The organism is Streptosporangium sp. G12, from assembly GCF_052983175.1.
Genome location: NZ_JBRIQO010000034.1, coordinates 61,076 through 88,011, shown reverse-complemented (window position 1 = coordinate 88,011; position 26,936 = coordinate 61,076). Strand labels below are relative to the sequence as shown.

Genomic DNA, 26,936 nt, shown 5'->3' with positions numbered 1-26,936 from the left:
CCGGAGCCTGTGAACCGTGAACCTCAACGCGACCTCCTCCTTGTGGGGTAGTTGCTGTTGGAATCCCCCGCCTTCAGACGGGGGAGGATGTCAAGCCGTTCCGCTACGTGCTGGAGGCCATGCGCGAGCTGTTCAACGGCGACTACGCGAGCGGCACCGTCGGCCTCGGCGTCGCGGTGACCGTGACCCTGTCGGTGCTCTGCGTCGTCGTGGGAACCCGCGTCTTCAACCGCGAGAACGCCTGACCGCCCTTCTCTCCGATCGGCTCTCGCGGCCGCGCCGCCGCCGGGCCGGAACAGGGGCCGGCCCGGAACAAAGGGCCCCACCCGGCGAGCGCGGTGTTCAGCCCGGGGGGCCGTACGGCTCGATCCTCGGGTCGGAGTAGGGGCCCCCGTCCGCCCCCGGGGCGACCCGGCGGGCGGCGGACTCGCTCACCCGCAGGCCGTACAGGCCCTGGTCGGGGTCGATGAGCACCAGGCCGTAGTCGGTGTCGACGTCCTCCTCGGGTAACTCCAGGCGCCGCATGGCCTGCGCGAGCGTCGCGTCGGGCGGAAGCCGTACGGTGATCAGGAGCATGCACTCACGCTACGCGTTTGGCGCGGCGGCGCAACGAGGCGAGCATTCCGGCGGTGTCGACGACGCCGTAGCCGTAGTCGTGGTCGAACCCGACGGCGCCGTGGTCGTCGGCGGTACGCCGGAGCAGGGTGCGCAGCTGGGCGGGTGACAGGCGCGAGGAGGGCCACAGGGTGCGCACGGCCGCGACCAGCCCGGCGGCGACGGGACACGCGGCTGAGGTGCCCGAGTCGGCCTCATCGTCGCCGAAGGCCCCCGAGCCGGAGAAGTGGGTGTAGGCGCAGAGGTCGGGCTTGCGGGCGGTGAGGCGGCCCGGACCCTGTGAGGAGTAACCGACCCGCTGGCCCCGGATGTCGACGCCGCCGATCGACAGGACACGCGGGTGGGAGTTGGCGCCCGTGATCGGCCGGTCGGGGTACGCGCACCGGCCGTCGGGACAGTCACGCCCGCAGTTTCCCGCGGCGAACAGCACGTCGGCGCCCGCCCGCTCCAGGCTGGAGACGATCAGGTTGAACGGGTGGGCCGGGTTGTCGGAGTAGTTGCCGGGGTGGCCCGCGGGGAAGTCCCAGTCGGGAGAGAAGGAACCCCAGCTGTTGCTGACGACCAGGGAGCGCGAGGCGGCGGGCTGGGCCTCGAGGACGGTGCGCAGGTGGGCGAAGGCCGCCACCGCGTCCGACAGCAGGCCGTCCAGCGCGCTGCCTCCGGGGCGCCGGGACAGCAGCACGGGCACGTCGATCAGTGACGCCCCGGGGGCGGCGATGAGCGCGTCGAAGGCGCACATCGTGCCGTGGTCGACGGGGAACTCGCCCGCCGTGCCCCGTACCCCCGAGGGCTTCCAGCTGTGCTGTGCGTCGAGGGCCACGGCGCGGTCGAGGCGCCGGGCCACGTGCGCGGCGTTGATGCCGGTGTCGAGCACCGCGAGCGCGACGCCCGCGCCGTCGAGACCCTCGCGGGCCAGCTCGGCGACGTTCAGCAGTCGCCCCACGTCGCGCCAGTCGCCCACCGGGGCCGTTCCGCCGCAGGTGAGACCCCGCTCGATCACCGGGTCGGCGAAGACTCCCACGACGTCCGGACGGAGCGAGGGCAGCAGGGTGATCCGGGTGGAGACCTCGTCGTCGGAGATCTCCCCGCGGACCAGGACGGAGGCCTCGTCGTCGGCGAAGGAGAACGTCAGCGGCTGGTTGAGCGAGAGGGGGTCGCCCCCGGCGACGGGAACCGGCCGGGGCGCGACGACCGGGGTGAAGGAGGGGTCCACGACGACCCCGGGCAGCGCGTCGACGACGTCGGCGGCCGCCGTGCTCACCGTGGGGTCGGCCACGGCCGCGACGACGTCGGGGGAGGGACGGAGCTGGAGCAGGACCCGCATGTGCACCACCGGGGCTCGAGGGGATCGGGTCCCACCACGTTCCTGCATCCGCCTGGATCACGTCCAGCCGTTGAAACCACTCCCTATCCGGACTCATGGCATGTAACCCGTGCAAACGATGGGCGTGGATTTCCTTCCCTGCGCGGGTGCCGATCACTAGCGTTGGGCGTCATGACCGCAGCGGCGGAGACGACTCCACCCCCCAGCCCCGATGTCCGGCACACACACTGGCTGAGCACGCGGCCCAGACTGATAGTGGCCAGTGGCTTCATGCTCTTCCTGGAGCTGGCCCTGATCCGGTGGACCGGGTCGAACATCGTTCATCTGAGTTACTTCACGAACTTCGTCCTGCTGGGGTCCTTCCTCGGCATCGGACTCGGCTTCCTGCGGGTGGGACGCAGCACCCGGCAGCCGTACTACTCGCCGATCGTGCTGGCCGTCCTGGTCGTGGTCGTGTGGCTCTTCCCGGTCACCGTGGACCGCCAGACCGAGGGGGTCCTGTACTGGACGAGCCTGAGCGCGAGCGGGCCGCCCCCCTGGCTGATCCTGCCGGTGATCTTCGCCGCGGCGGCGATCGTGCTGATGGGCCCGGCCGAGCTGGTCGGGCGGTGCTTCCCCGAGCTCGAACGGCTGGAGGCCTACCGCTACGACCTGATCGGCAGCCTCAGCGGCATCGCGCTGTTCACCGCGCTGTCGTTCCTCAGCGCGCCCCCGGTGGTGTGGGGCACGATCGCCGCGATCGCCTACGCGGTGCTGCTCTGGCCTCGCAAGGTCTGGGCCCGCGCGGCGCTGCTCGTGCCGTCGCTGATCGTCGTCGGCGTCCTCGCGACGGAGACGCTGACGGCCGGGGCGCTGTGGTCGCCCTACTACAAGGTGACCTACGTGCGCGGCTACTGGGAGGGTGTGCCGCTGATGAACATCGACGTCAACGGCATCCCGCACCAGCAGGCCACCCCGGCCAAGAACCGCCTGGAGTGGGAGCGCCAGTACGCCCTGCCGTACGAGCGGGCGGCCTCCGGCAAGCTGGACAACGTGCTCATCGTGGGCGCGGGCAGCGGCACCGACGTGTCCATCGCGCTGTCGAAGGGCGCCAAGCACGTGGACGCCGTGGAGATCGACCCCAAGCTGCTCGAACTCGGCCGCTCCTACCACCCGGACAAGCCCTACTCCGACCCCCGGGTCACCACCCACGTCACCGACGGCCGCGCCTTCCTGGAACGGACCTCCGACAAGTACGACCTGATCCTCTTCGCGCTGCCCGACTCGCTCACCCTGGTGTCCGGGGCGAGCTCGCTGCGGCTGGAGAGCTACCTGTTCACCCGGCAGGCGATGGAGGCGGCCAGGGACCACCTCAAGCCCGGCGGCGCCTTCTCGATGTACAACTACTACCGCGAGACCTGGCTGGTGGACCGCCTCGGCTCCACCATGCAGGCCGCCTTCGGCCACAAGCCCTGCGTCGACATCGTCAGCGAGACCGGCCAGCAGGCGGTGATCACCGCGGGGCTCACCGCAGAGGCGCAGCGGTGTGAGTCCGAGTGGGCGGGGGTGAAGGCCGACACCCCGCCGCCGGCCAGTGACGACCGGCCCTTCCTCTACCTGAAGGACCGGACGATCCCGCAGATCTACATCATCACCCTCGGCCTGATCCTCATCGTCAGCCTGCTCGCCGTGCGCGCCGTCGCCGGTCCGTACCGGCGGATGCGCCCGTACGCCGACCTCTTCCTGCTCGGGGTGGCGTTCCTGCTGCTGGAGACGAAGAGCGTCACCGGGTTCGCGCTGCTGTTCGGCACCACCTGGGTGGTGAACGCGATCGTGTTCGGCGGGGTGCTGGTCGCCGTGCTCGCCGCGGTGGAGGTGACACGCCGCTTCAGGGTGCCGTCCCTGCCGGTGATGTACGGGGTGCTGCTCGCCGGGCTCGTCCTGGCCTGGCTGGTGCCCAACTCCTGGCTGCTGAGCCTGCCGCTGCCGCTGCGCGCGGTGACCGCCGTGGTCGTGGCGTTCCTGCCGATCTTCGCGGCCAACGTGGTGTTCGCCAAGCGCTTCGCCGACTCCGCGGACGCCACGGTGTCCTTCGGCGCCAACCTGCTGGGCGCGATGGTCGGCGGCTGCCTGGAGTATCTGGCGCTGGTCATCGGCTACCAGGCGCTGCTGATCGTGGCGGGCCTGGTCTATCTGGGCGCCTTCGCCCTGCTGCCCAGGACCTCCGGGGCCGTCGCGGGCGGCGGGGGAGCCGGGGGCGGCGGCGCGGTCAAGGTCGGCTGAGCCGGTGGGCTCCGGGCGGGGAGCCCGGAGCCCACCGGAGTCCCGGGGGCCCGAAGTTCCGGGGGCCCTGAAGGCTCGGGGGTCCTGAACCCGGGGTTTCGAACCCGGGGTTTCGAAGGCCCGCATCCCGGGGCCCGGAAAAGCGTTGTGGCCCGTCCTCCCGCGAAGGAGGGCGGGCCACAACGCGTGTGGCGATCGCGCGGGGCCGTCAGCGGCGGCGCCGCTCGCGCGGGGCGGTCAGAACCCGCAGAGCTCGTCCAGGGACTGGGCCTCGGCCTTGCCGTTCTGGGTGGGCGTCTGGCTCGGCTTGGCCACCGCCGACCTGGAGGGCTTGGGCGTGGCGGCGGGCGTCGCGCCGCTCGTGCCGGGCGAGGCCGTCGCGGCCAGGGGGCGGCGGGCGGGCTGCAGCGACTGGCGCAGCGTCCTGGCGGTCGCCGTACGGATCTTCTGCCAGTCGGGCGAGCCGGTGTAGAACTCCGGCGGCACGAACTGGAGGCTGACGATCCTGGCGTCCTTGACCTTCAGTCCCAGCTCGATGATGTGCTCCAGCAGCTCGCGGGGGATGTCGGTCTTGGCCATCTTCTTGGCCACGCCCGCGATCTTGGCGAAGTTGGTGAGCACGACCGACGGGGTGGCCTGCTGGGCGAAGGCGCCGATGACGCAGCGCTGGCGGGCCATCCGGGAGAAGTCGTCGCTGCCGACGCGGGAGCGCCCGTACCAGAGCGCCTCCTCGCCGGAGAGCTTCCGGTATCCGGCCTTGATGGTTCCGGCGGTGCCGTAGAGGCCGCCCCACGGGACGTCGCGCTCCACCCTGATCCTGAGGCCGCCGATGGCGTCCACCAGGTGGGCGAAGCCGAACATGTTGACCAGGGCGTAGTAGTCGATCTTCAGGTTGAGCGTGTAGCCGATGGCGTCCATGAGCGCCCGGGGGCCCCGATGCCCGTCCTTGACCCCGGGCATCAGCTCGGGGTGGTCCTCGGCGTACTGCCAGACCTCGTTGAGCAGGCCGCCGTTGGGCAGCTCGCGCATGAAACCGTCGGGGAACCGCTTGCCGAGCGCGCTGCCGGGCGGGAAGCGGACGTGCTGGAGGTTGCGGGGGAGGCTGAACATGGCGGTGTTGCCGGTCGCGACGTGCACGCTGGCCATGGTCATGCTGTCGGTCCGCACACCCTCCCGGTTCCCGGCGCCGTCGCCGCCGACGAGCAGGAAGTTCACCCGCTTGCGCCCGCCCCACGGATCCTCGTCCTTGACGGGGACGGCCGTGGGGTTGCCCGCGGAGGATTGGAAGATGGCGTTGGCCGTCTCCTTGCCGGTCATCACGGTGCTCGCGGTCAGCGCGAACGGCGCCATCACCGACACGCACAGCACGCCGACCGCGATGCCCGACACGATCTGCCCCCTGCCGCTGAGCCGGTGGGGCCCGAGGGAGATGTAGGAGAAGAGCACCAGCAGGAACCAGGTGATCGCGCCGACGACGGCCAGGACCACCGCGGTCGTCAGAATGCCGTCGCGGGCCACGAAGCCCGCGTTCTCCGTACCGCCGAGGGCGAACCAGCCGACCAGGGCGGCCAGCAGCAGCGCGCCGAAGATCGTGAGCAGGATGTACCCGGTGCGGCGGTGTCCCGACCGCAGGTGCGCCGCGCCGGGGAGGACCGCCGACAGTGCGGTCCAGCCGATGAGCGCGCCGACCGTCAGCGGCCTGGCGAACTGCGGCCGCTTCCCGGGAGGGGCGGGCGGACCGGGGGGCCCGGGCGGACCGGGAGGTCCGGGGGGAGACCCGGCGGGTCCTCCGGTCTGCCCCGCCGCCGGGCCCGGTCCGGCGCCTTGGCCCGGCCCGGCGGCCTGGCCGGGCCGCGTGCCCGCTCCGGCCTGCGAGGGAGAGGCCATCCGCCCGTCGGGCGCGCCCTGGGCCGGGAGGGTGTCGTGCCCGTTGTGCGCCGGCTGCCCGTTGGGTACGCCCCGCGGGGGAAGGGTCTCCTGCCCGTTGATCCCCTGTCCGTTGATTCCCTGCCCGTTGTGCGCGCCCGGGAGGGGGCGCGCCTCCTGCCCGTTGGCGGCGCCCCGTGCGCCGGGCCGAGGCTGCGGGGGGAGCGTCCCCCGCCCGTCCGGTACGCCCTGGACCAGGTCGGGAACCGCCCGGATCCCGTTGTGCGCGTCCCCGGCGGGAGTGTCCTGGGCCGGTGGCGTGCCGGGTGGGCCAGGGGGGATTCGCGTCTCGGCCGGACCTTGCGCGCCGCCGCGGCCCGCGGCCGGGCCTCCGCTGCGGCGCCGGGGGCGCCGTTTCCCACTGTCGCCGGCGAGATCCCCCGAGTCTTGCCCAAGGCGCATCGTCACACCGCTTCCTACTACGTTTTGCCCCGGTCTACCTGGCAAAACAGCCAAGGTTCCCCGATTGAACGGAATTTGCCAGGATTCTAGTCCCCATACCTGGACATGACAGACAGATAGCCAATCTGTGGTTAATGATCCCTTAAGTCGTGATGTCGCCTAAGACGTGGACGAGGAGGGCGCCAACCAGGTGTTGCACTGGAACGCCTTGTTCTTCTCGTAGCCCTGGCGGAACCACCGGTTGTTGTTCGCCGGGGAGCCGTGGTCACGGGGGTAGCCGGGCCAGTCGCCCACGCGGGAGTAGAAGTAGTAGAGGGTGTTGCGCCGGGCCGGGGTCACCGGGTAGCTGACCGTGACCGAGCGCATGAACATCGCGCCGAAGCAGGTCGCCTGGAGCTCGAACCTGCGGCTCAGCGCGAGCCTCCCGCTCCGGCTGCTGGACCGCAGCGACCGCTGCCACCAGGTGTCGGACAGTCCCGACAGGTGCTGCACGTGGTGCCCGTACTCGTGGGCCATCATGCTGATGACCCCGCCGTGCCACTCGGTGATGGTGCCGTACCCGCCGGAGTTGCCGACCCCCCGCGCCATCGCCCTGGTCGAGGCGTAGATGGTGGTGTTGCGCGGGCAGTAGTACGGCACCATGCTGCCCGGCGAGGGGAAGTCGCCACAGGCGCCGCGGCCCTTCGTCGCGGTGAGGGCGTAGCCGGGCGGGCGCCAGTCCATGCCCTGCTTGCGCATGATCTGCGACCAGCCCCGGTCCATGCACTTGGACGTCCTGAGGATCAGCGCCTTGAGCTGGCTGTGGCTGTAGATGCTGGCCGACCCCGCCGGGCAGTTCACCCGGGGAAGCCCTCCGGCCCGGTAGAGCGTGTTGTTCTCCAGGCTGGTGTTGAGCGTCCGCACCTTGACCGGGGGCGTGATCGTGTCCTCCGAGATGTCGGAGGAGGCCGTCGTCCGTCGCGGCTCGGCGGACGCGGTACGCGCGGGCTCCGCGGTGGGCGTGTACGACGGCCTGCTGTCCGAGAAGGTGGGGATCGCGATCGGCGAGACCGGATCCGGGCGGCGGCTGTTCTTGGCCACCGCGCCCATCACCACGAGCCCGACGAACACCAGCGCGAACACGCCGAAGATCCCGCCGACGATCGCCCCGGCACCGCCGGAGCGAGGGCGCTGCGGCTGCCACTGCGGCGGCGGGTGGGCGTGCCGCTGCCGGGGATCCGGCGGCGGTGGCGGGGCCGGCTGCCCGTACGGCGCCGGGCCCCCGGGCCACGTCGGCGGATGCGGGTGGCCCTGTCCCGGCGGCGGCTGCTGCGGAGGCGCCGGCGGGGGCGGGAAGTGCGGCGGATACCCCGGGGGCGGCGGCTGGGGGTGGCCCTGGGGCGGCCCCGGCGGGTACCCCCGGCCTGGCGGTGGCGGTGGCGGTGGCGGGGGTGCGACCGGCTGCCGGGAGGGAGCGGGCGGGTACCCGTATCCGGGCGGGAATCCCTGTCCTGGCGGCGACGCCGGGTGGCTCCCGTGCCCCGGCGGCGACGCTGGACGGTTTCCCTGTCTCGGTGGTGCCGGTGGATGACCGGCCTGTCCCGGCGGGGGTGCCTGCCCCGGATACGTGGGCAGGTGCGGGTATCCCTGTCCCGGTGGTGGCGGCTGTTGCGGATATCCCGGCGGTGGCGGTTGAGGATGGCCCTGAGCCGTCCATCCGGGTGGTGTCTGAGGTGGTCGCCCCCGAGGTGGAGGGGGCGGTGGGGGGTAGTGCCCGTTGCCTGTCACGCTGTCTCCCCGTTGACCCGAGCGTCCGATGTGAGCTACAGGTCCGGACTTTTGCCGAATTTGGGGCGTAAGCATACTGATTTATCATCCGTCACGGATGTCGCTGCATTCGATTACATTCCGAAATCATCCGAGGTGATCTCCGCGATGTACCGGACCGATCCAGGGCTCGTGACCTAGCTTCAAATCATGAATCTGCAGCAGCTCCGCTATGTGGTCGCGACGGCGGAGCATCGCACCATGACCGACGCGGCCAGGTCGCTGTACATCGCACAACCTGCCCTTTCCCGTGCGATCAGGGATTTGGAACGAGAGCTCGGGATGACGTTGTTCGCACGTTCCGGACGTGGCGTGGTCGTCACGGCGCAGGGACGCCGGGTGGTCAAACTGGCCCGGGAGGCGCTCGACGCCGTCCGCGAGATCGAGTCACTGTCCACGCACGGCCACGCGTCCGAGGCGGAGCTTCGCATCGCCTCGATACCCAGCCTCGAACCGGGGCTGGCAGGACGCCTCCTCCCCGCGTACACCGCCGAACATCCCGGGGTACGCATTCACATCGTCCGCTGTGACGGGCGGGACGGCGTGGTGAGCGCCATCAGGGACCAGCGGGCCGACCTCGGCCTGACGGACCTGCCCGTCCCCACCGATCTGATCAGTCATCCGCTGGAGCGCCAGGAGATCGTGCTGATCTCCCCGCCCGGAGTGGACCTGCCCGACCCGGTGCCGATGAGGAGACTCAACGGCATGCGGCTGGTGCTGCCGGTTCCCGGCAGTTCCCGGCGCAGGGAGTTCGACGCGCTCTTCGCCAAACACGGTGTGGCCCCCGTGGTGGCGACGCAGCTCGACGAGCGCGGCAACTGGCTGAGCACCGTCCGTTCGGGTACGGCCTCGATGCTCTGGTACCGGGGGATGGCCGAGCAGGCCGCCCGCGCCGGGCTCGTGGTCCGCACCCTCGATCCCTCGGTCCGCCGGGTGATCGCCATCGTGCACGCGCGACGGCGGCTGCCCGCCATCGCCCAGGAGTTCCTGTCCGTGGCCGAAAGTGGGTCGGCCGCGTAGGAGCCCCGAGGCTCGTCAGTTCTTCCAGTTTTCCCCCAGAGGCGGCGCAGGTGGGAGCGCCGTCCTCTCCGACACCGGGCTATAGGCTCGGTCTCGATGACTATCTTGCGCCTGCGCGGCCGTGAGTTCCGGCCCGGCGAGTTCGCGATCATGGCGGTGGTCAACCGCACCCCCGACTCCTTCTTCGACAGGGGAAGGACGTACGGCTTCGCGGCGGCCCTGGAGGCGGTGGACGGTGCCGTCGCGGGAGGCGCGGACATCGTCGACATCGGCGGCGTCAAGGCGGGTCCCGGCGACGAGGTCGATCCCGCGGAGGAGATCCGCCGGGTGGCCGACCTGGTCGCGGAGGTGAGGCGTCGTCACCCCCGGCTCATCGTCAGCGTCGACACCTGGCGCGCGGAGGTCGCCGAGGTCGTCGCCGAGGCGGGCGCGGACCTTCTCAACGACACCTGGGGCGGGGTCGACCCCGAACTGGCCGGGGTCGCCGCCAAGCACGGCATCGGCCTGGTCTGCGCGCACGCCGGTCGCGTGACCCCGCGCACCCGCCCGCACCGTATCGCCTACGCCGACGTGGTCGCCGACGTCATCGGCTACACCGTCGACCTCGCCGAGCGCGCCGTCGCCACGGGGGTGCCCAGGGAGTCGATCCTCATCGACCCGGCGCACGACTTCGGCAAGAACACCTGGCACTCCCTGGAGGTCAGCCGCCGTCTGGACGAGATGGTCGCCACCGGCTGGCCGGTGCTGGTCGCGGTCTCCAACAAGGACTTCGTCGGCGAGGCCCTCGGCGGCCTGCCGGTGGACGAGCGCCACGCCGGGACCATGGCCACGCTGGCGGTCTCCGCCTGGCAGGGGGCCCGGGTCTTCCGGGTCCACGACGCCGCGTCCGCCCGCGCCGCCCTGGCCACCGTCGCGAGGCTGCGCCGATGACCGTTCCAGTGCCGCCACCGCTGATGACGCCCGCCTCGCGGGCACACCTCTCCCGCGGGCGCCGCGCCCGCCGCGAACACGGACGGGAGCCCCACCCATGCCGGAAGAACGACTCGACCACCTCGTCTACGCCACCCCCGACCTGTACGCGACCGTACGGGAGATCACCGGCCTGCTCGGCGTCGAGCCCGTGGAAGGCGGGCGCCACGTGGGCCTGGGCACCCGCAACCACCTGCTGGGCCTGGGCGGGCGCCGTTACCTGGAGATCATCGGCCCGGATCCCGACCAGCCCGATCCCGGCCTCGCCCGGCCGTTCGGCCTCGACCTGCTGCCCGGCCCGCGTCTGGTCACCTGGGCGATCCACCCGGCCGACCTCGACGCGACCGTCGCGCGGGCCCGCGAGCGCGGGTACGAGCCGGGCGAGATCCACCCGATGTCGCGCCGCACCCCGGAGGGTGAGCTGCTGGAGTGGCGGCTCACGTCCTCGCCCGACGACACCGGCGACGGCCTGGTCCCGTTCCTGATCGACTGGGGGACGACGGCGCACCCCGCCGAGCGCGGCCTGCCCGTGGTGGAGCTGACCTCCCTCACCGCCAGCCACCCCGACCCCGCGGCCGTCGCCGCGGACCTGGCCGCGCTCGGGGCCGAGCTGGAGGTGGCCGCCGGTGACGAACCCCGCCTGGTGGCCGTGATCGGCGGGGTCACGCTCTTTTAGAGCGTCGTCCCGAGGGAGAGAAGGACCGGGCCACCCTCGGGGGGAAGGGTGGCCCGATCACGAGGCGGGGGCGCGCCTCGCATTCCAGGAGGGTCTACTGCGAGGTGATCTTGACGTCGTCGACCCCGGCCTCCACCAGGCTCGCCCCGGAGGCGTCGGCCGCCTCCACGACGACACGGACGACCTGCCCGGCGTGGCCGGAGACGTTGGCCGTGGCGGTGGCCCAGGCGGCGGCGCGGTTGGACGCGGCACCGGTCTGGTTCAGCACGGTCGTGGTGGTCGTGCCGACCACGCGGACCCGGACGTAGTCCGCGCTGCTCGCGTTGTTCAGGTGGCCGAGGTACCAGGAGAAGGACAGGGTGAGCGTCCCGCTCGCGGGCAGCGTGATCGCCGGCGACTGCGCGCTCGTCACGCCGCCGTCGATGTCGCCGTCACCCGCGCTCGACCCGGCCGCCGCACCGCTGACCAGCCCGTACGTGCCACTGGGGGTGGTGCCGGGCTGGGTGGTCACGCCGCCGCTCGACGTCTGTCCCGGGTCGCCGCGCTCGAAACGGCCCGTGGTCGCGGTGTCGGTGCCGCCGGGGTTGACCGTCCAGCCGCGCTCGGCCTCGAAGTCGTCGGAGTAGACCACCGTGGGCTCGGGGCCGGGGCCGCCTCCCCCGACGTGCAGCAGCAGGTTCGGCGATCCGGTGCCGGGGTTGGTCACCACGCCGGGCGTGGCATTGGTGACGATCGTGTCGCGCACCTGCGCCGGGGTGGCGGCGGGGCTGCCGCTCAGGACCAGCGCCGCCGCGCCCGCGACGTGCGGGGAGGCCATCGAGGTGCCGTTGATCGTGTTGGCGGCGGTGTCGTTCGTGTTCCAGGCCGAGGTGATGGCCGAACCGGGGGCGAACAGGTCCAGGCAGGTGCCGAAGTTGGAGTAGGACGCGCGGGCGTCGGTACTGGTGGTGGCGCCCACCGTGATCGCGGCGGGAAGCCGCGCGGGGGAGCGGGTGCACGCGTTGGTGCTCTCGTTGCCCGCGGCGAGCGCGTACACGACGCCGGAGGCGATGGAGTTGGAGACCGCGGTGTCGAGCGCGGTGCTCGCGCTGCCGCCCAGGCTCATGTTGGCCACGGCGGGCTTGACCGCGTTGGCGGTGACCCAGTCCACGCCCTCGATGATGATCGAGGTGGAGGTGCTGTTGCCGCAGCCGAACACCCGCACGCCGACCAGCGTGACGGCCTTGGCGATGCCGTACTGGCCGCCGCCGACCGTTCCCGAGACGTGGGTGCCGTGACCGTTGCAGTCGGCCACGTCGTTGTCGTCGTCGTAGACGTCGCGTCCGGCCTGCGCCCGCCCGCCGAAGTCGGAGTGGGTGACCCGGATGCCGGTGTCGATGATGTAGGCCCGCACGCCGGAACCGGTGTTCGGCGCGGTGTAGGTGCCGTCGAGCGGCAGGTTTCGCTGGTCGACCCGGTCCAGGCCCCACGAGGACACGGCCTGGTTGACCAGGGTGAACTCCTGGTCCTGCTCGACGTAGGCGACGTCGGGCCGCGCGGCGATCCGCCGGGCCTGCTCCTCGCTCGCCCGGATGGCGAAGCCGTTGATGGCACGCTGGTAGACGGTGCCGACCTGCGCGCCCTCGCCTTCTGCGACCTCGCGCGCCCTGCGGTCGCGGTCGACGAGGCTGAAGCGGCCCTTGAGGACCACGATGTAGCTGTCGGCGAGCGCGGTCGCGCTGTCCGCCTTGACGATGGAACCGGTGGAACCCGTGGAACCGGCGGGATCCGTGTGCTGCAGCGCCGAGGCCGGGGTGACCGGCCCGAGGGCGAGCAGGAGTGCGGCGGTGACCAAGCCCGCTAATCGGAGGGCGGGGGTCTTGCTCATGTTCGCGGACCTCCTGGAGGGGGGTGGGCCCGGCATCCCGGTCGGGGATCCCGGGCGGCGGTGGAGCGTCCCCATCGTCGGCCAGCCTGATATTTACTGCAATATCGTGACAGAGGTAAACCAATTTGTTATGTAGTTGTCCTCGGGCGATCGGGAGTGGAGAGCTGACGATCAGGAGTAGATGACCGAAAGGAAGCGGATCAGGATCGCCTCTCGCCGGTCGGCGGGCAGGGCGTCGAGAACCGCGTTGACCACGGCCATCTCCGGCTGCCCCGAGCCGCCCAGGTCCACCCCGACCGCCGCCGCCAGCTCGCCGAACGCGGCGTCGTCGAGCGCGTCCAGGTCCAGGCCCGCCACCAGCTCCACCAGCCCCTCCGGCAGCTCCGCGGGACCCCGCTCGCGGGCCGCCTCCACGGCCTCCGCGATCACCTCCAGCATCGCCTCGACGCCCCGCAGGGTCACCCCGGTCACCGTGATGTGGATGTTGGCCGGGATGCCCGCGTAGGACAGCTGCGGCTGCAGGAACCACCCGCGCTTCCTGGCCTCGTCCGACAGCACGAACACGTCCACCCCGTCCACGTCGTCCGTGGAGCCGAAGGCGACCAGTGCCGACTCCGGGTCGCCGAGCACCCGCAGTCCGGGGATCTTCGCGATCCCCTCTCGGAGCTCGCGGGCCGCCGCCAGGGTGGTGCGGCCGAGCTCCAGGTAGCCCTCCCGGCCCAGGGCCTGGAAGGTGGCCCACGCCCCGCCCAGCGGGCCCGCGGACTTCGAGCTCTGCACGGTGGCGTTGATCACCGTGTAGCCGGGCCACGACGCCGAGGCGAAGTACGCCCTGCGCCGCAGCGCGGGGTCGGCGAACAGCACGACCGAGGCGCCCTTGGGCGCGTACCCGAACTTGTGCAGATCGCAGGAGAGCGACGTGACCCCGGGAACCGACAGGTCGAAGGGCGGGACGTCCGCCCCGGCCTCGCGCAGCCAGGGCAGCAGCCACCCGCCCACGCAGGCGTCCACGTGGCAGAGCACGCCGCGCGCGGCGGCGATCCCGGCGATCTCGGCGATCGGGTCGATCACGCCCTGTGGGTAGGACGGCGCCGAGGCGACCACCAGGACGGTGTCCTCGGTGATCACGGCCTCGACGTCCGCGGGGGAGGCCCGGAACGTCACCGGGTCCACCGGTACGGCGTCCACCACGACCCCCAGGTAGTGCCCGGCCTTGTGGAAGGCGGGGTGCGCGGTCACCGGCACCGCCATCCGGGGGCGGCCCGCCGTCTCGCGGGAGTCCCGCGCGGCCTTCACCGCCAGCATGATCGACTCGGTGCCTCCGCTGGTGAAGATGCCCGACCCCCCGCCGAGCAGCTCGGCGACCGCGCCGACGACCTGCTTCTCCATCTCCACCACGCTGGGGAAGGCCGTCGGGTCGAGGGTGTTGACCTCCAGCATCTCGAAGTAGGCCCTGGCGGCGGCCTCGTGCACCTCGGGCCGTCCGGTGTCGTAGACGTACGCGGTCACCTTGCCGCCGCGTACCGGCAGGTCGTCCTGCTTGAGGCGGGCGATCTCGGCCAGCAGTTCATCGGTGTTGCGGCCCTTGTCAGGCAGGCTCATCGGTCTCCTCGGGGATACGGCTCGCGCGGGCCGGAAGGACGCGGCCCGCAGGGGCCGCCGGGGAAATGCCAGCATCACACGAAATCACACGGAATCGTGCCGTACGGAGATCCGGTGGCGCGCACCGGCCCGGCATACGCGACGGAGCCGGGAAACCGGGCGGAGGCCGGGATGGAGGCCGGGATGGAGGCGGGGAGCCGGGCGGAGGTCAGGGCGGGGGCGGGGAGCCGGGCAGGGCGGCGACGCGGTGGACCATCCGGTGCAGGTGGGTGCGGAACCGCCGTAGAACGGCGGGATCCTCAGCGTCCTGGCGGTTGCCCTCCCGGCCCAGCACCCCGCCCTGGCAGAAGCCGTGCACGCACCACACCACCGACCAGAAGGCGTACTTCATGTCGACGTCGGCGTCCACGTGCCCGGCCTCCACCGCGGGATCGATCACGCTGGAGACGAGGTCGATCTGCGGCTGGACGTATCTCCGTTCCAGCTCGGTGACGTCACCGGCGTCCGCGAGCCACCGGTGCATCCAGAGGGAGGGGAACTCGGGATGGGCGAGGCAGAAGTCGAGGTAGTGGTCGACGATCCGGTGGATCACCACCGCCGTCTGCTCGGGGGTCGTCGCGGGCATCCCCTCCAGCGCCCGCACCAGGGACGCCCGCTCGGCCCGGTACCCGCGCTCCATGATCTCCAGGTAGAGCTCACGCTTGCCGTCGAACTCCTCGCCGAGGGCCTCGACGCTCAGCCCGGCGGCCTCGGCGACCTGGCTCGCGGACGTGCTGTCGTACCCCAGCGCGGCGAACAGGCCGGTGGCGACCCGCAGGATGAGCTCCCGCCGGCTGCCGTCAACGGAAGTCATGAGTGTGACGCTAGGTCCCGATCGACCGCCCGGCCAAGCGGATGACTCACAAGCCTCGGTCAAGATAGCGGAAGCCGTACGACCGCCCGGAGGCCCGGGGAGGCGTCCTCCAGGTGGACGGCGCCGCCGTGGGCGTGGACCGTCTCGCGCACGATGGCCAGGCCCAGCCCGGCTCCGCCCTCGTCGCGGCTGCGCGCGCTGTCCAGCCGGGTGAACCGGTCGAACACCCGCTCCCGGTCGGCCTCGGGGATGCCCGGCCCGTCGTCGGTGACGGTCAGCACGGCGTCGGCTCCCTCGGCCCGCAGCTCGACCACCACGGGGGCGGAGGTGTGCCGCAGCGCGTTGTCGACCAGGTTGACCAGCACCCGGCTCAGGTCCAGCGCGTCCCCGGTGACCCTGACCGGCCCGCTCCCCGGCCCGTCGGCCGCGCCGGGTGCGCTCCCCGGTCCGTTCCTTGGTCCGTCGGCCCTGCCGGGTCCGTTCCTCGGTGCGCCTGCCGTTCGGGGTCCGCTTTCCGGCCTGTCGCCGGCCGCGCCGGGTGCGTTCCCCGGTTCCCTCTCCGGTTCGCCCGCGATCCGCACCGTGACGGCCTCGCCGTACCGCTCGACGGTCTGCGCGACCAGCTGGTCCAGCTCCACCGGCTCCCCCCGCGCGGGCGTGCCGCCGCGCTCGTCCAGCCGGGCCAGCGAGAGCAGGTCCTCGGCCAGCCTGGACAGGCGCATGGTGTCCTCCAGCACGCCCTCCGCCGTCTCCCGCCAGTCCTGCCCCTCGGGGTGGCCGAGCGCCACCTCCAGCTGGAGCCGGATGCTCGCCAGCGGGCTGCGCAGCTCGTGCGCCGCGTCCGAGACCAGGGCCCGCTGCCGGACACCGGCCTTCTCCAGCCGGGCCAGCATCGCGTTCAGCGTCGTGGCCAGGCTGTGCACCTCGTCGCGCGCCTCGGGCACCGGCAGGCGGCGCGAGCGGGCGGTGTCGGTGATCTCGTCCGCGCCCCGGCGCAGCGCCGCGATCGGCCGCAGGGTCCGGCCGATGATCACCCAGCTGGCTCCCGCGAGCAGGATCAGCAGCAGCGGCGTGCCGACGATCAGCACGTGCCCGGCCGTGGAGATGCTGGTCTGCACCTCGCTGAAGGGGCGCGCCGCGATCACCGTCTGCCCCCGGTCGGCGCTGAGCACCCGGACTCGGAGCATGTGCGGGATGCCGTACGGCTTCCCGTCCAGGAAGCGCGCCTCGCCCATGCCGATGGCCGCCGCCCGCTCCCCGGCGCCCAGCAGCGGTACCAGCCTGTCGGTGCCGGTGGTCGTGTGGGTGATCCGTCCCGTGCCGTCGATCACCTGCAGGAGCGTGCCGTCAGGCGAGGTCATCTCGTCGGGCAGCCGTCCCGCGTCGGCCAGCGAGACCGTGTCCCTGGCCCGCTGGTAGATCGAGTCGTCGATGGTGGCCAGCAGCGCGTTGCCGAGCACGGTGATCATCACGTAGGCCGAGACCACCAGCGCCACCGCCAGCACGGCCGAGGCGACCGCCGTCAGCCGGAAGCGCAGGCTCTTGCGCCGCCACCGGCCGACCGCGCGCCCTCCCCCGTGCGCGACCGCGCCGGCCGGGGAGGCCGTGCCGGCGGGGCGTCCCGCGTCCGCTCCGGCGGCGGGCCGGTCCTGGCGGGCACGGGGGTCCCTGCGGGCCGGGGAGGCCGGATCAGCCGCCATCGCCGGCCAGCCGGTATCCCGCTCCCCGCACCGTCTGCAGCGCGTTCCGGGAGAACGGCACGTCGATCTTGCGTCGCAGGTAGCCGACGTAGACCTCGACCACGTTGGGGTCGGTGTCGAAGGTGTCCCAGACGTGCTCCAGGATCTCCGTCTTGGAGACCACCTCGTCGTGGTGGCGGATCAGGAACTCCAGCAGCGCGAACTCCCTGGGCGTCAGCTCGATCGGCGTCTCGCCCCTGGTGACCCGCCGCCGCGCCGGGTCGAGCGCCAGGTCCCCGGCCCTCAGCACGGACGGGCGCCGGTTCGCCCCGCGCCTCAGCAACGCCCTCAGCCTGGCCACCAGCACCACGTACGAGAACGGCTTGGTCAGGTAGTCGTCGGCGCCGAGGTCGAGCCCGTCGGCCATGTCGTACTCGCCGTCCTTGGCCGACAGCATCAGGATCGGCACCCAGTTCTCCTCGGCCCGCAGCTGCTTGCAGACGTTGTAGCCGGAGATCCTGGGCAGCATGATGTCCAGGACCACGACGTCGTACTCGCCGTGCCTGGCCTGGTGCAGGCCGTCCTCCCCGTCGTGCGCGAGGTCGACCGCGAACCCCTCGGCCTGCAGGCCGCGCTGCAGGGCGGCCGCCATCCTCCGCTCGTCCTCCACGACGAGAACCCGCATGTGAACGCCCCTTTCGCCACCCGCCGCCACCTGGACGTGCCCATCCTCGACCACCCCGCCTGAGAGGCGGCTGAGAAGCCTGTGAGCACTCTCAGTCTGTCTCAGCTTCGGCACAGGACCTGTCACGCAGTCTGCTGTCGACAGGGATTGACGGCATACCGTGGAGGAATGAGATGTCTGAGCAAGCGAGACGGGGCCGCGCGGTGAGGTGGGCCGTGCCGGCCGCCGCGATCGCGCTGGTCGCCGGAGCCATCGGAGCCGGACCGGTCATCGCCGCCGTACAGGGGGATCCCACGCTGCCCGAGCGCACCGCGGAGCAACTGCTGGCGAGCGCCGCCCAGGCGAGCCGGAGCGGGCTGAAGCCCATGTCGGGCACCGTCATGCAGACCGCCTCGCTCGGGCTGCCCGCACTGCCCGGCGTGCCGGGCATGGGGGGATCCTCGCCCGCCGCCCTGCTGGCGGGCTCGCACGAGCTCAAGGTCTGGTACGGCGGGGAGGACAGGTTCCGCTTCGCCCTCCCCGGGCGGATGAGCGAGACCGACCTGATCGCCAACGGTGACCAGGTATGGCTGTGGCAGAGCGACGTCAACAAGGCCACCCGCGTCAAGGCGGGAGGCGCCGAGGGCCTCGGAGAAGGGAAGCCCGGTGCCGTCGACGCGCACAGGGCGCTGCCCACGGCGGCCACACCGCAGCAGCTCGCCCAGGAGCTGCTGGGGCGGATCGGCGCCGACACCGTGGTCAGCGTGACCAACACCGAGAAGGTCGCCGACCGCGCGGCCTACCAGCTCGTCCTCGCGCCCAAGGACGCCTCGTCCCTGGTCAAGGAGGTCAAGCTGGCGCTGGACGGGGAGACCTTCGTCCCGCTGCGGATCCAGGTGTACGCCAGGAGCGCGGCCGAGCCCGCCTTCGAGGTCGGCTTCACCTCGGTCACCTTCACCCCGCCCGCCGCGGAGAACTTCACCTTCACCCCGCCCGCGGGGGCCAAGATCGAGGAGGCGTCGATCGGCGAACTCGCCGAGAAGCGAGGCGCGCGGCAGGGCGAGAAGCTCAGGCAGGGCGAGGAGATCAGGGAGAAGGCCAGGACCGTCGGTACGGGCTGGACCACGGTCGCGGTGATCCCCGCCTCGGAGATGGCGAAGCTGGCCTCGGCGCCCCGGGGTGAGGGACCCGCGGGGCAGGGCGCGGGACAGGACGCCGCTGCGATCACCGACACCCTGCTGAAGTCGGCCAAGCCGATCAGCGGCACGTGGGGCAGTGGCAAGGTCATCCAGACCAAGCTGGTCTCCGCGCTGCTGACCGACGACGGCCGCCTGCTGGTCGGCGCCGTCACCCCGGAGAAGCTGTCCGAGGCGGCCGGTCAGAAGTGAGCCCGGCGCCGGGACCCTGACGTCCCCGCACGGGGCGTCAGGGTCCACGGCCAGGGTCCACGGCCAGGGTCCACGGCCAGGGTCCACGGCCAGGGTCCACGGCCAGGGTCCACGGCCAGGGTCCGGTGGCGTGAATCGGGGACGCCGTCCGGGCCGCGTACGACGTTCCGGAAATCAGCGCATACGACGTATCAGCCGCTTCATGGGTGCTCGGGGGCGCTCGTGAACGTCCAGGGCACGAACCCTGACCGGGACGGCCGCGCGGCCGTCCCGGAACCGACGAGCAGTGGAGAAGAAGTGCCGATCGTCCAGAACGTGAGGAACAGCGGGAGCGGGGAGAACCCGGCCGGCGAGGTCCGGGAGGACCCGGCGGGAGGGAGCGCCGTGCTGACCGGCGAGAGACCGGTCCCGAGCCCCTCCGGCGGGGAGTTCGCCATCGTCACCAGCGGGCTGACCAAGCGCTTCGGAGGCGGCCAGGTGGCCGTGGACACCCTCGACCTGGCCGTCCCCGGCGGGTCGGTGTTCGGCTTCCTCGGTCCCAACGGCTCGGGCAAGACCACCACGATCCGCATGCTGCTCGGCCTGGTGACCCCGACGGCCGGGGACTGGCGACTGCTCGGCACGCCGATGCCCGGCGGGGCGGGCGGCGTGCTGCCCAGGGTGGGTGCCCTGGTCGAGGGGCCGGCCTTCTACCCCTACCTGTCGGGCGAGACCAACCTGCGCCGCTACGACGCCGCCGACCCCTCGGCCGACCCGCGCACCGTCTCGGCCAGGATCGGGTACGCGCTGGAGCGGGTGGGCCTGGCCGCCGCGGCCCGCAAGCGCTACCGGGCCTACTCGCTCGGCATGCGCCAGCGGCTGGCCATCGCCGCCGCGCTGCTCGGCCCGAGGGAGCTGCTGATCCTCGACGAGCCGACCAACGGCCTGGACCCGCAGGGCACCCGCGAGGTGCGCGGCCTGGTCAAGGAGATCGCCGCCGAGGGGACGACGGTGTTCGTCTCCTCCCACCTGCTGGCCGAGGTGGAGCAGATGTGCTCCCACATCGCCGTCATGCGGACCGGGCGGCTCGTCGCCCAGGGATCCATCGCCGAACTGCGCGCGGGGGAGACGGTCAGGATCCGGGTGGAGACCCCCGACACCGTCGAGGCGGCGGCCGTGCTGGCCGGGCTCGGCCTGCCGGAGATCCGTCTCGGCGACGGCGACGTCAGCGCCGCGCTGGGCACCGACGCGCCGGAGCGGGTGTGCGCCGCCCTGGTCGCAGGCGGCGTCGCCGTCCGCGGCCTGGCCGTCCAGCGGCCCAGCCTTGAGGACATGTTCGTGGGCCTGACCGGGGAGGGATTCGATGTCGACGGTTAGCGGGAAGGAAGCCGTGTCCACCGAGAACGCCACACGCACCACTCCCGGCGGGGAGCCCGCCACGGGGGCGGGCCTCGCGCCGGAAACGGCCCTTACCCCGGAAACGGCCCTTACCCCGGAAACGGCCCTTACGCCGGGAACGGGCCTCGCGGGCGGGCACGTCTCCGGGGGCCCGGCCCCCGCCGGGCGGGCGGTGGGCGCCCCCCGGGCGTGGCTGCGGCTGCTCGGCTCGGAGGTCGGCCTGATCTTCCGGCGGCCGAGGAACCTCGCCATGCTCGCGGTGCTCGCCGTGATCCCGGCGCTGATCGGGATCACGCTGCTGACCTTCAGCGGATCCATGGGCGACGGGCCCGGTGGGCCCGGTGGCGGGTCGGCGATCTTCGAGCGGGTCACCGGCAACGGGCTGTTCCTCACCTTCGCCGCGCTCTCGGTCCTGGTGCAGTTGCTGCTGCCGGTCACCGTCGCCGTCGTCGCCGGAGACTCGATCGCCGGGGAGGCGGGCATCGGCACGTTGCGCTACCTGCTCGCGGCCCCGGCCGGCCGGACCCGCCTGCTGGCCGTCAAGTACGTCGGCGTGATCTTCTTCTGTCTGGCCGCCGTCACCGCCGTGGCGCTGTCCGCGCTGCTCACCGGCCTGCTGCTGTTCCCCGCCGGCCCGATCACGCTGCTGTCGGGAGGGACGATCCCCTTCCTCGACGGCGTGCTGCGAATCGGCGTCGTCGTGCTGTACGTCACCGCGGGCATGGCCGCGCTGGCCGCCATCGCGCTGGCCCTGTCGACCCTGACCGAGGTGTCCGTCGGGGCCATCGCCTCGACCGTGGTCGTCGTCATCGTGGCCCAGGTGCTGGGAGTCATCCCTCAGCTGTCGGTGATCCGGCCGTACCTGCTCACCGACTGGTGGAACGGCTTCGACGGGGTCCTGCGGGATCCGGTCGCGACCGGCGAGATGGGGCAGGGGCTGCTGGTCTTCGCCGCCTACGTCACCGTCTTCGGCTCCATCGCCTGGGCGCGCTTCACCGGCAAGGACATCACCGCCTGACCCCACCGCACGCCTTCTCCGTCCTGTCCCGGATCTCGTCCTTCGCCGGTCCCCGCGTCCCCTGAGGCGCGGGCGTCCGGAGGCCGTGCGGGAGGTCGCGCCGAGTCATGCGGAGGGAGTGCCGGGTCCGGGGAGCGGAACGGCCGGCTTTCCGTGCCCTGCGGTCCGGAATCGCGCGACGCCGGGGTTCCGGACCGCCGCCCCTGCTTCTCGCGCCGTCTCCGGTCGGGAAAGACAGGGAAAGACAGGGAAAGACCGGGAAAGAGGTGACGGGAAACTCATTTTCCGGTGGAGACCTCGAAGCCCTGCCGCCGCGCGTAGGCGCTGAGCTGCAGCTGCCAGGCCCTCAGGCCGATGTCGAGGTCGGTGGCGTTCGAGAGCGACCGTCCCACGCTGTCGCCGAAGAGACTGTTGGCGTAGAGCTGGAACGGCAGGTACTGCCAGCCCTTCGCCACCTGCGTGGAGCCCTTGCTGAACAGCCTGTTGGCCCGCTGACCCCCCAGGATCGGGATCTCGACGTCGAGGAACCTCTTGTTCCTCAGCAGGCCGGTCGTCGCGGGGAACACCCCGGAGACGGTGTTCAGCGACCTGACAGCCTCGGGATCGGAGTTCAGCCACCGGGCGAACCCGAAGGCGGCGAGCCGGTGCTTGCTCGTCGAGAGCACGGACACGCCGGAGCCGCCGTTCTCCGCGTTGACCGGTTTCCCGGCGTCCCAGCGCGGGATGGGCGCGGCGCGCCACTGGCCTTTGGTCTGCGGGATCGCGCCCTCGATGACGCCGGGTGCCCAGGCGCCCGTTATCCACAGCGCGTACCTGCCGCTCGCCATGTTCTTCCACCACGCGTCGCTCCAGGTCACGGCAGGTTCGACGAGCTTTTTCCGCGTCAGTCCGGTCCACAGCCTCGCCCACCGCCTGGTCCCTCTGTCCTGCAGGTCGATCCGGAGGGTCATGGCGTTCTCGATGCCGAACGGCCGCCCGCCCGCCTGCCAGATCAGGCTGTCGGTGATGCCGGAGTCGGTCGGGTCGACGCTGGTGACGAAGACGCGGGGGTCCTTCTTCCTGATCTTCTCGGCGACCGTCACGAACTCCCCCCAGGTTTTCGGCGGCGTCAGGCCGAGCCGATCGAAGACGTCCTTTCGGTAGATCATGGTCATCGGGCCGGTGTCCTGGGGGATCGCGTAGACGCTGCCGTTGAGGTCCACCTGGTCCCAGGCCGAGGGACTGAACTCCTTCACCAGTTCTTCGGCGCCGTAAGGGTTGAGATCGGTCACGACTCCGGAGAACGCGAAGCGGGGCAGCGCGAAGTACTCGATCTGCGCCACGTCGGGAATGCCGATGCCGGTCTTCAGCGCCATCCGGAGCCTGGCGTACTCGCCTCTGGATCGGCCGGCGTTGACCAGATTGATCTTGACCTTGGGGTACTTCCGCTGGAACAGCGCCACCGTCCTTCGGAGGTTGGGCACCCACGACCAGAACGTCAGCGTGGTCTCGGTCCGCAGGGCCCTCTCGATGTCGGCGGCTCTGATCTCGGGTGGCGGAGACTGCGAGGGGTGGTGGGGCGGCACGCCGCAGGCCGCCAGGGCGAGCAGGACGATGGAGAGCGCGGCGAGCGCTGTGGCGCGCGTGCTGTGCCGCATGACGAGGACCTCCATGAGGGGCGGGAGAACGTTGCCCGGCGGCTTCGGCCGACGGAACAGGCTGTGCCGCGGGAGGGGGAGGCGATGGGCCGGCATAAGGGAGGTGATGTGACGGGCATAACGGTAGAACGCTGCCCTGAGCTGCAAACATTTCCGAAACGTGCGGCCCGCCGCCCCGTTTTACGGCACGGTGACGGGCCGGCGCCGCCGTGAAAGACCGGGAGGTGCGTGACGCGGCACCCTCCCGCGAGGCGGGCGGCCGGTGACGGAAAACGCGGGGCGGCCCCGGGAAAGGAGGTTCCCCGGGGCCGCCCCGCGCGCTCGGAAGGAGACCGGAAGACGGTCGGAAGGCGATCAGGAGGCGATCAGGAGGCGCGGCCCCGGCGCAGGCCGAACGCCGCGACCACGAGCCCGGCGAGCCCGAGCACCAGCCCGGCCCCGCCGAGCAGGCGGGCGGTGCCGTCCGAGCTCTCCGAGGCGGCGACGGGGGCCACCGACGGCGCCGACGCCGCCGGGGCCGTGGCCGAGGGGGTGGCGGAGGCGCCGTGGCCGTCTCCCCCGGCGGGGGCGGGGGTGAGCTTCAACGTCGGGGCCGGGCGCTCGGGCTCGGAGCCGTCGGCCTTGGGCTCGTCCGCCCACTTGACGACCTCGCCGCCGCTGTAGGTCTGGGTGGCGGGGAAGACGAGCTGGTCGGTGTCGGTGGGCAGCGCGCCCATGGACACCTCGAATTCCTGGAACTGGCCGGGATCGATCTTCCCGCCCGACCAGGTGACCTTCGTGACCGCCTCGGTGAGCTCGCCGTACTCGGTGGTGATCGGCTTGGGCAGCTTGCCCTCGACCACCTTGACGTCCCAGCCCGGCACCGGCTTGACCGAGACGAAGGCCAGCGGGTGGTCGGTGGGGAAGGTCACCTCCAGCTTGGTCGTCGAGGCGTCGTCGCGCTCGTTCGGGACCCGGAAGGCGACCTTGGTGAAGCCGCCCTGCTGGGCGCTGCCGGGATTGATGGTGACGTGCGCGAGGGCGGGAAGGGCGAGACCGAGGGTGATGGCGGCGGCACCGGCGGTGACGGCGGCCAGACGGCGGCAGGCGTGCGTGAGCGACACGGGGTTCTCCACTTCGGGATGTCGGGATTTCGGGTTTTCCGGGGTCGGGTCAGGCGGCGGGAAGCGGAGGACCGCGCCGGCTGACGGAGTGACGGAGGACGGCGCGCGCGGGAACGGGCGCGGCCGGGACGTACGCGGGACCCGGCGGGCGGGCGACGGCGGCGGCGGACCGCAGCCGCGGGAACATGGCGCCGAGGCGGCGGCCGGCCGAGCGGAGCAGCACCCACAGGGCGCTCTCGCCGCGGGCCAGCCACCATCCGGTGATCAAGGTCGCGGTGAGGTGCGCGACGAGCATGCCGAGGCTCTCACCCAGCCCCCTGACGTGTGGATGCGGGGGCGGTATCCCCGCGACGCCACCGAGCGCGAACAGCTCGTGCAGCGACAGCTGCAGGGTGGCGAGCCCGGCGTTGATCGTCATCATCGACCGCTCACGCCCGGCGAGCAGCACGGCCGTCGCCATGACCGCCGCTCCCGCCGCGGCCACCACCCACGGCCGCGGCCAGGAACCGCCCGCGGCCACGTGGCCGAGGACGGCGAGTGCCAGGCAGACGGCCGAGAAGGTGGCCGCGCGCATGAGGCGTAACGGGAGGCGGGCGCGCATGGTGCCCCATATGTTCTCACGCCCTGGGATGTCTGCCGTTCTGGAGTTTTTGTCGCTATGGTTGCCGCGACCGTGACCGGTCCTTCGAGCCGAGGTGGTGGCGATGCGGCACGTCGTTGGGGTGCTTGTCGGGCTGGTCGTGACAGCCGTGCTTCTCTTCGGCGCGGGCTGGGCCGTGCAGGAGGCGGGGGCGAGTCTGGTGCCCCTCCCCGCGGAGAGCGGTTCGAAGACCTGGGTCGCCCTCGGGGTGATGGCCGGGATCGGTCTCCTGGTCGGCCTGGTGGTCGCCGGTCGCGTCTCCCCGCTGGCGACCTTCGTCCCGTCGATGGTCCTGCTCGCCTGGACCGTGGTCTACGCCCTGGACGTCAGGCGAGCCATGGGCCTGGTCCCCGACGATCCGACCTTCCACGAGGTGCTCCTGCAGGCCGGTCGTGGCATGGGCCTGCTGCTGACCACCGGCGTCTACGCGCTCCTCGGCATCCTGCTGTTCCTGCCGGTGCTGATGCCCTCCCGCTGGGCGCCGCGGTTCCGGGGCGACGAGGAGGAGTACGAGGAGTCCGACGCACAGGGTTACCGCTGAGCCCTGGATCGCCGGGGCCGCACCCGTCGCCGCGCGTCCGCAGGGCCCGCGCCGTCCCCCCGGTCACCGCCGGCGGTGACCGGCCGAGCTGACCGAGCCCTCCGCGCCGGTGTCCTCCTCGCGGTCCCCCTCATCCCGGGGGGTCTTCTCCTTGCGAGCGGCCTCCTCGCGGGCAGGCTCCCTACCGCTCGCCCTCCCGGAGGGCGGGGCGGCCTTCCCCACGCCGGCGTGCCGGCCCTCCGGGTCGGCCCCGAGCGGCTGCGCCTCCTCCAGGGGGAGCCGGAGGACGAACCGGGCCCCTCGCGGCGAGTCCTCGATCAGCAGGGTTCCCTCGTGGGCGTGGGCGATGTCGCGGGAGATGGCGAGGCCGAGCCCGCTGCCGCCGGAGTCGCGCAGACGTCCGTCGTCCAGGCGGGTGAAGCGTTCGAAGACGCGCTCGCGGTCGGCCGGCGCGATGCCCGCGCCGTCGTCGACCACGGCCACGACGGCCTTGCCGTCCGCGAAGCCGACGGAGACCTCGACGCGGCTGTCGGCGTGCCGCCGCGCGTTGCTCAGCAGGTTGTTCACCACCCGGATCAGCTGGATCCGGGAGCCCCGGACCGTTACGCGGGCGGTCACCTGGACCCGTACGGGCATACCGGTGCCCTGGGCCGCCTCCTCCGTCACGAGGGCGCCGAGATCGATCAGCTCCTTCGGCGCCGGTTCGGGGGCGCGCAGCCGGGCCAGTTGCAGCAGGTCGTTGACGATCGCCTCGAGCCGGCCGCTGGCCGTCAGCGCGCTCCGGATGGTGTCGCGCGGATCGACGTCGTCGGGGTAGAGCAGGGCCTCCTCCAACTGCACGCGCAGGCCCGCGATCGGGGTCCTAAGCTCGTGGGAGGCGGTGGAGGCGAAACGGCGCTGCTGCTCCACGGCCTCCTCCAGGCGGGCCAGGGTCTGGTTGGCGGTGCGGGCGAGCAGCGCGATCTCGTCCTCGCCCGAGGGGATGGGCACCCGCAGGCTCAGGTCGCTCACCGTGATCTCGGACATCCGCGCGCGGATCGCCGCCACCGGGCGTAGCGTCCGCCCCACGACGCACCAGGTCATCCAGGCCGCGAGGGCCAGGAGGATGAGAACGCCCGCGGCGATGAAGTACTCCAGGTGGTGCTCGTGCAGGATGGCGGGCTCCTCGAGGCCCGCGTAGACCACCGGGGAGTCGGCCGCCGGAGAGACCCGGATGGCCATGACCATGACGGATCCCTCGGTCAGCTGCTGGAACCGGTCGTCGGCGGGGGGGCGGCTCGTGCTGATCGGCGGCAGGCCCGTGGCCTGCCTGCTGGAGTTGACGACCACGCCGTGGGCGTTCACCAGCTGGACGAGGTCGACCGGGGCGGTGGCGGGGATCGGGTCGGGGATGTTGCCGATCCGCACCAGCGCGCTCCACTGGCTGGCGACCCGCTCGGCGTTGCCGAAGCCGTCCTCCTGGATCCGGTAGCGGATCGCCATGTCGATGCTCGTTCCCACCAGGGCGAGGATGACCAGCAACAGCATCGTCGTGATGATCGTGTAGCGCGCTTGGATCGAGCGCATG

Annotated in this window: 22 protein-coding genes; 9 read left to right on the top strand and 13 right to left on the bottom strand. The window is 72.2% G+C overall.

Annotated features, from left to right (window positions below; all coding sequences use genetic code 11):
* Positions 1–107: 107 nt before the first annotated feature.
* Positions 108–245, top strand: a complete 138-nt coding sequence (locus tag ACVCAG_RS39135) for a hypothetical protein (protein WP_440085652.1) — start codon at positions 108–110, stop codon at positions 243–245.
* Between the two features lie 97 nt (positions 246–342).
* Here the strand turns inward: ACVCAG_RS39135 and ACVCAG_RS39130 are convergent, their stop codons facing one another.
* A complete protein-coding gene (locus tag ACVCAG_RS39130; RefSeq protein ID WP_440085653.1) occupies positions 343–576 on the bottom strand; it encodes a hypothetical protein in 234 nt (77 codons plus the stop codon).
* Positions 577–580: 4 nt separating this feature from the next.
* Complete coding sequence (locus ACVCAG_RS39125; RefSeq protein WP_440085654.1) at positions 581–1,939, bottom strand: S8 family serine peptidase; 1,359 nt, start codon at positions 1,937–1,939, stop codon at positions 581–583.
* Between the two features lie 270 nt (positions 1,940–2,209).
* Between ACVCAG_RS39125 and ACVCAG_RS39120 the strand changes: the two genes are divergently transcribed.
* Complete coding sequence (locus tag ACVCAG_RS39120) at positions 2,210–4,201, top strand: spermidine synthase (protein ID WP_440085655.1); 1,992 nt, start codon at positions 2,210–2,212, stop codon at positions 4,199–4,201.
* Positions 4,202–4,438: 237 nt separating this feature from the next.
* Here ACVCAG_RS39120 and ACVCAG_RS39115 read toward each other — a convergent pair whose 3' ends face one another.
* Together ACVCAG_RS39115 and ACVCAG_RS39110 are read right to left on the bottom strand one after the other, a co-directional pair.
* Complete coding sequence (locus tag ACVCAG_RS39115; RefSeq protein WP_447191336.1) at positions 4,439–6,529, bottom strand: LCP family glycopolymer transferase; 2,091 nt, start codon at positions 6,527–6,529, stop codon at positions 4,439–4,441.
* Between the two features lie 159 nt (positions 6,530–6,688).
* A complete protein-coding gene (locus tag ACVCAG_RS39110) occupies positions 6,689–7,651 on the bottom strand; it encodes a neutral zinc metallopeptidase (protein ID WP_447191334.1) in 963 nt (320 codons plus the stop codon).
* An 834-nt stretch (positions 7,652–8,485) separates the two neighbouring features.
* Between ACVCAG_RS39110 and ACVCAG_RS39105 the strand changes: the two genes are divergently transcribed.
* The 3 genes from ACVCAG_RS39105 (at position 8,486) to ACVCAG_RS39095 (ending at position 11,000) form a co-directional block, all read left to right on the top strand.
* Entirely contained in the window at positions 8,486–9,355 is an 870-nt protein-coding gene (locus tag ACVCAG_RS39105) for a LysR family transcriptional regulator (protein ID WP_350966547.1), read from the top strand.
* Between the two features lie 96 nt (positions 9,356–9,451).
* Positions 9,452–10,285, top strand: coding sequence for a dihydropteroate synthase (gene folP, locus ACVCAG_RS39100; RefSeq protein ID WP_440085657.1), 834 nt, complete (start codon positions 9,452–9,454; stop codon positions 10,283–10,285).
* 97 nt (positions 10,286–10,382) lie between these two features.
* A complete protein-coding gene (locus ACVCAG_RS39095; RefSeq protein ID WP_440085658.1) occupies positions 10,383–11,000 on the top strand; it encodes a VOC family protein in 618 nt (205 codons plus the stop codon).
* Between the two features lie 94 nt (positions 11,001–11,094).
* On the opposite strand, the gene ACVCAG_RS39090 is transcribed toward ACVCAG_RS39095, so the two are convergent.
* The 5 genes from ACVCAG_RS39090 to ACVCAG_RS39070 form a co-directional block, all read right to left on the bottom strand.
* Positions 11,095–12,867: a S8 family serine peptidase gene (locus tag ACVCAG_RS39090; RefSeq protein ID WP_440085659.1), complete on the bottom strand. Its 1,773-nt coding sequence runs from the start codon at positions 12,865–12,867 to the stop codon at positions 11,095–11,097.
* 171 nt (positions 12,868–13,038) lie between these two features.
* On the bottom strand, positions 13,039–14,469 hold the full coding sequence (locus tag ACVCAG_RS39085) for an aminotransferase class V-fold PLP-dependent enzyme (RefSeq protein ID WP_440085660.1): 1,431 nt from the start codon (positions 14,467–14,469) through the stop codon (positions 13,039–13,041).
* A 208-nt stretch (positions 14,470–14,677) separates the two neighbouring features.
* Positions 14,678–15,322: a TetR family transcriptional regulator gene (locus ACVCAG_RS39080; protein WP_440085661.1), complete on the bottom strand. Its 645-nt coding sequence runs from the start codon at positions 15,320–15,322 to the stop codon at positions 14,678–14,680.
* A gap of 59 nt (positions 15,323–15,381) precedes the next feature.
* Entirely contained in the window at positions 15,382–17,022 is a 1,641-nt protein-coding gene (locus ACVCAG_RS39075; RefSeq protein WP_440085662.1) for an ATP-binding protein, read from the bottom strand.
* Complete coding sequence (locus ACVCAG_RS39070) at positions 17,012–17,686, bottom strand: response regulator transcription factor (RefSeq protein ID WP_362682642.1); 675 nt, start codon at positions 17,684–17,686, stop codon at positions 17,012–17,014. The genes ACVCAG_RS39075 and ACVCAG_RS39070 overlap by 11 nt, the downstream gene beginning before the upstream one ends.
* Before the next feature lie 173 nt (positions 17,687–17,859).
* On the opposite strand from ACVCAG_RS39070, the gene ACVCAG_RS39065 reads away from it, so the two are divergent.
* The 3 genes from ACVCAG_RS39065 (at position 17,860) to ACVCAG_RS39055 (ending at position 21,448) form a co-directional block, all read left to right on the top strand.
* A complete protein-coding gene (locus tag ACVCAG_RS39065; RefSeq protein ID WP_440085663.1) occupies positions 17,860–19,053 on the top strand; it encodes a LolA family protein in 1,194 nt (397 codons plus the stop codon).
* A 297-nt stretch (positions 19,054–19,350) separates the two neighbouring features.
* The gene (locus ACVCAG_RS39060; RefSeq protein WP_440085664.1) at positions 19,351–20,409 is read left to right on the top strand and encodes an ATP-binding cassette domain-containing protein; all 1,059 of its coding nucleotides are present in this window, start codon (positions 19,351–19,353) and stop codon (positions 20,407–20,409) included.
* Positions 20,396–21,448 (top strand): ABC transporter permease subunit, encoded by a 1,053-nt coding sequence (locus ACVCAG_RS39055; protein WP_440085665.1) that lies wholly within the window; start codon positions 20,396–20,398, stop codon positions 21,446–21,448. The genes ACVCAG_RS39060 and ACVCAG_RS39055 overlap by 14 nt, the downstream gene beginning before the upstream one ends.
* A gap of 278 nt (positions 21,449–21,726) precedes the next feature.
* Here the strand turns inward: ACVCAG_RS39055 and ACVCAG_RS39050 are convergent, their stop codons facing one another.
* The 3 genes from ACVCAG_RS39050 to ACVCAG_RS39040 form a co-directional block, all read right to left on the bottom strand.
* Positions 21,727–23,085 carry an ABC transporter substrate-binding protein gene (locus ACVCAG_RS39050; RefSeq protein ID WP_447191333.1) on the bottom strand — a complete coding sequence of 453 codons (1,359 nt, stop codon included), beginning with the start codon at positions 23,083–23,085 and terminating at the stop codon, positions 21,727–21,729.
* A 365-nt stretch (positions 23,086–23,450) separates the two neighbouring features.
* Positions 23,451–24,188, bottom strand: coding sequence for a DUF1775 domain-containing protein (locus ACVCAG_RS39045; protein WP_440085667.1), 738 nt, complete (start codon positions 24,186–24,188; stop codon positions 23,451–23,453).
* 49 nt (positions 24,189–24,237) lie between these two features.
* Entirely contained in the window at positions 24,238–24,789 is a 552-nt protein-coding gene (locus ACVCAG_RS39040) for an MFS transporter (RefSeq protein ID WP_440085668.1), read from the bottom strand.
* 103 nt (positions 24,790–24,892) lie between these two features.
* On the opposite strand from ACVCAG_RS39040, the gene ACVCAG_RS39035 reads away from it, so the two are divergent.
* On the top strand, positions 24,893–25,369 hold the full coding sequence (locus ACVCAG_RS39035; protein ID WP_440085669.1) for a hypothetical protein: 477 nt from the start codon (positions 24,893–24,895) through the stop codon (positions 25,367–25,369).
* Between the two features lie 63 nt (positions 25,370–25,432).
* On the opposite strand, the gene ACVCAG_RS39030 is transcribed toward ACVCAG_RS39035, so the two are convergent.
* On the bottom strand, positions 25,433–26,935 hold the full coding sequence (locus ACVCAG_RS39030; protein ID WP_440085670.1) for an ATP-binding protein: 1,503 nt from the start codon (positions 26,933–26,935) through the stop codon (positions 25,433–25,435).
* Position 26,936 lies beyond the last annotated feature (1 nt).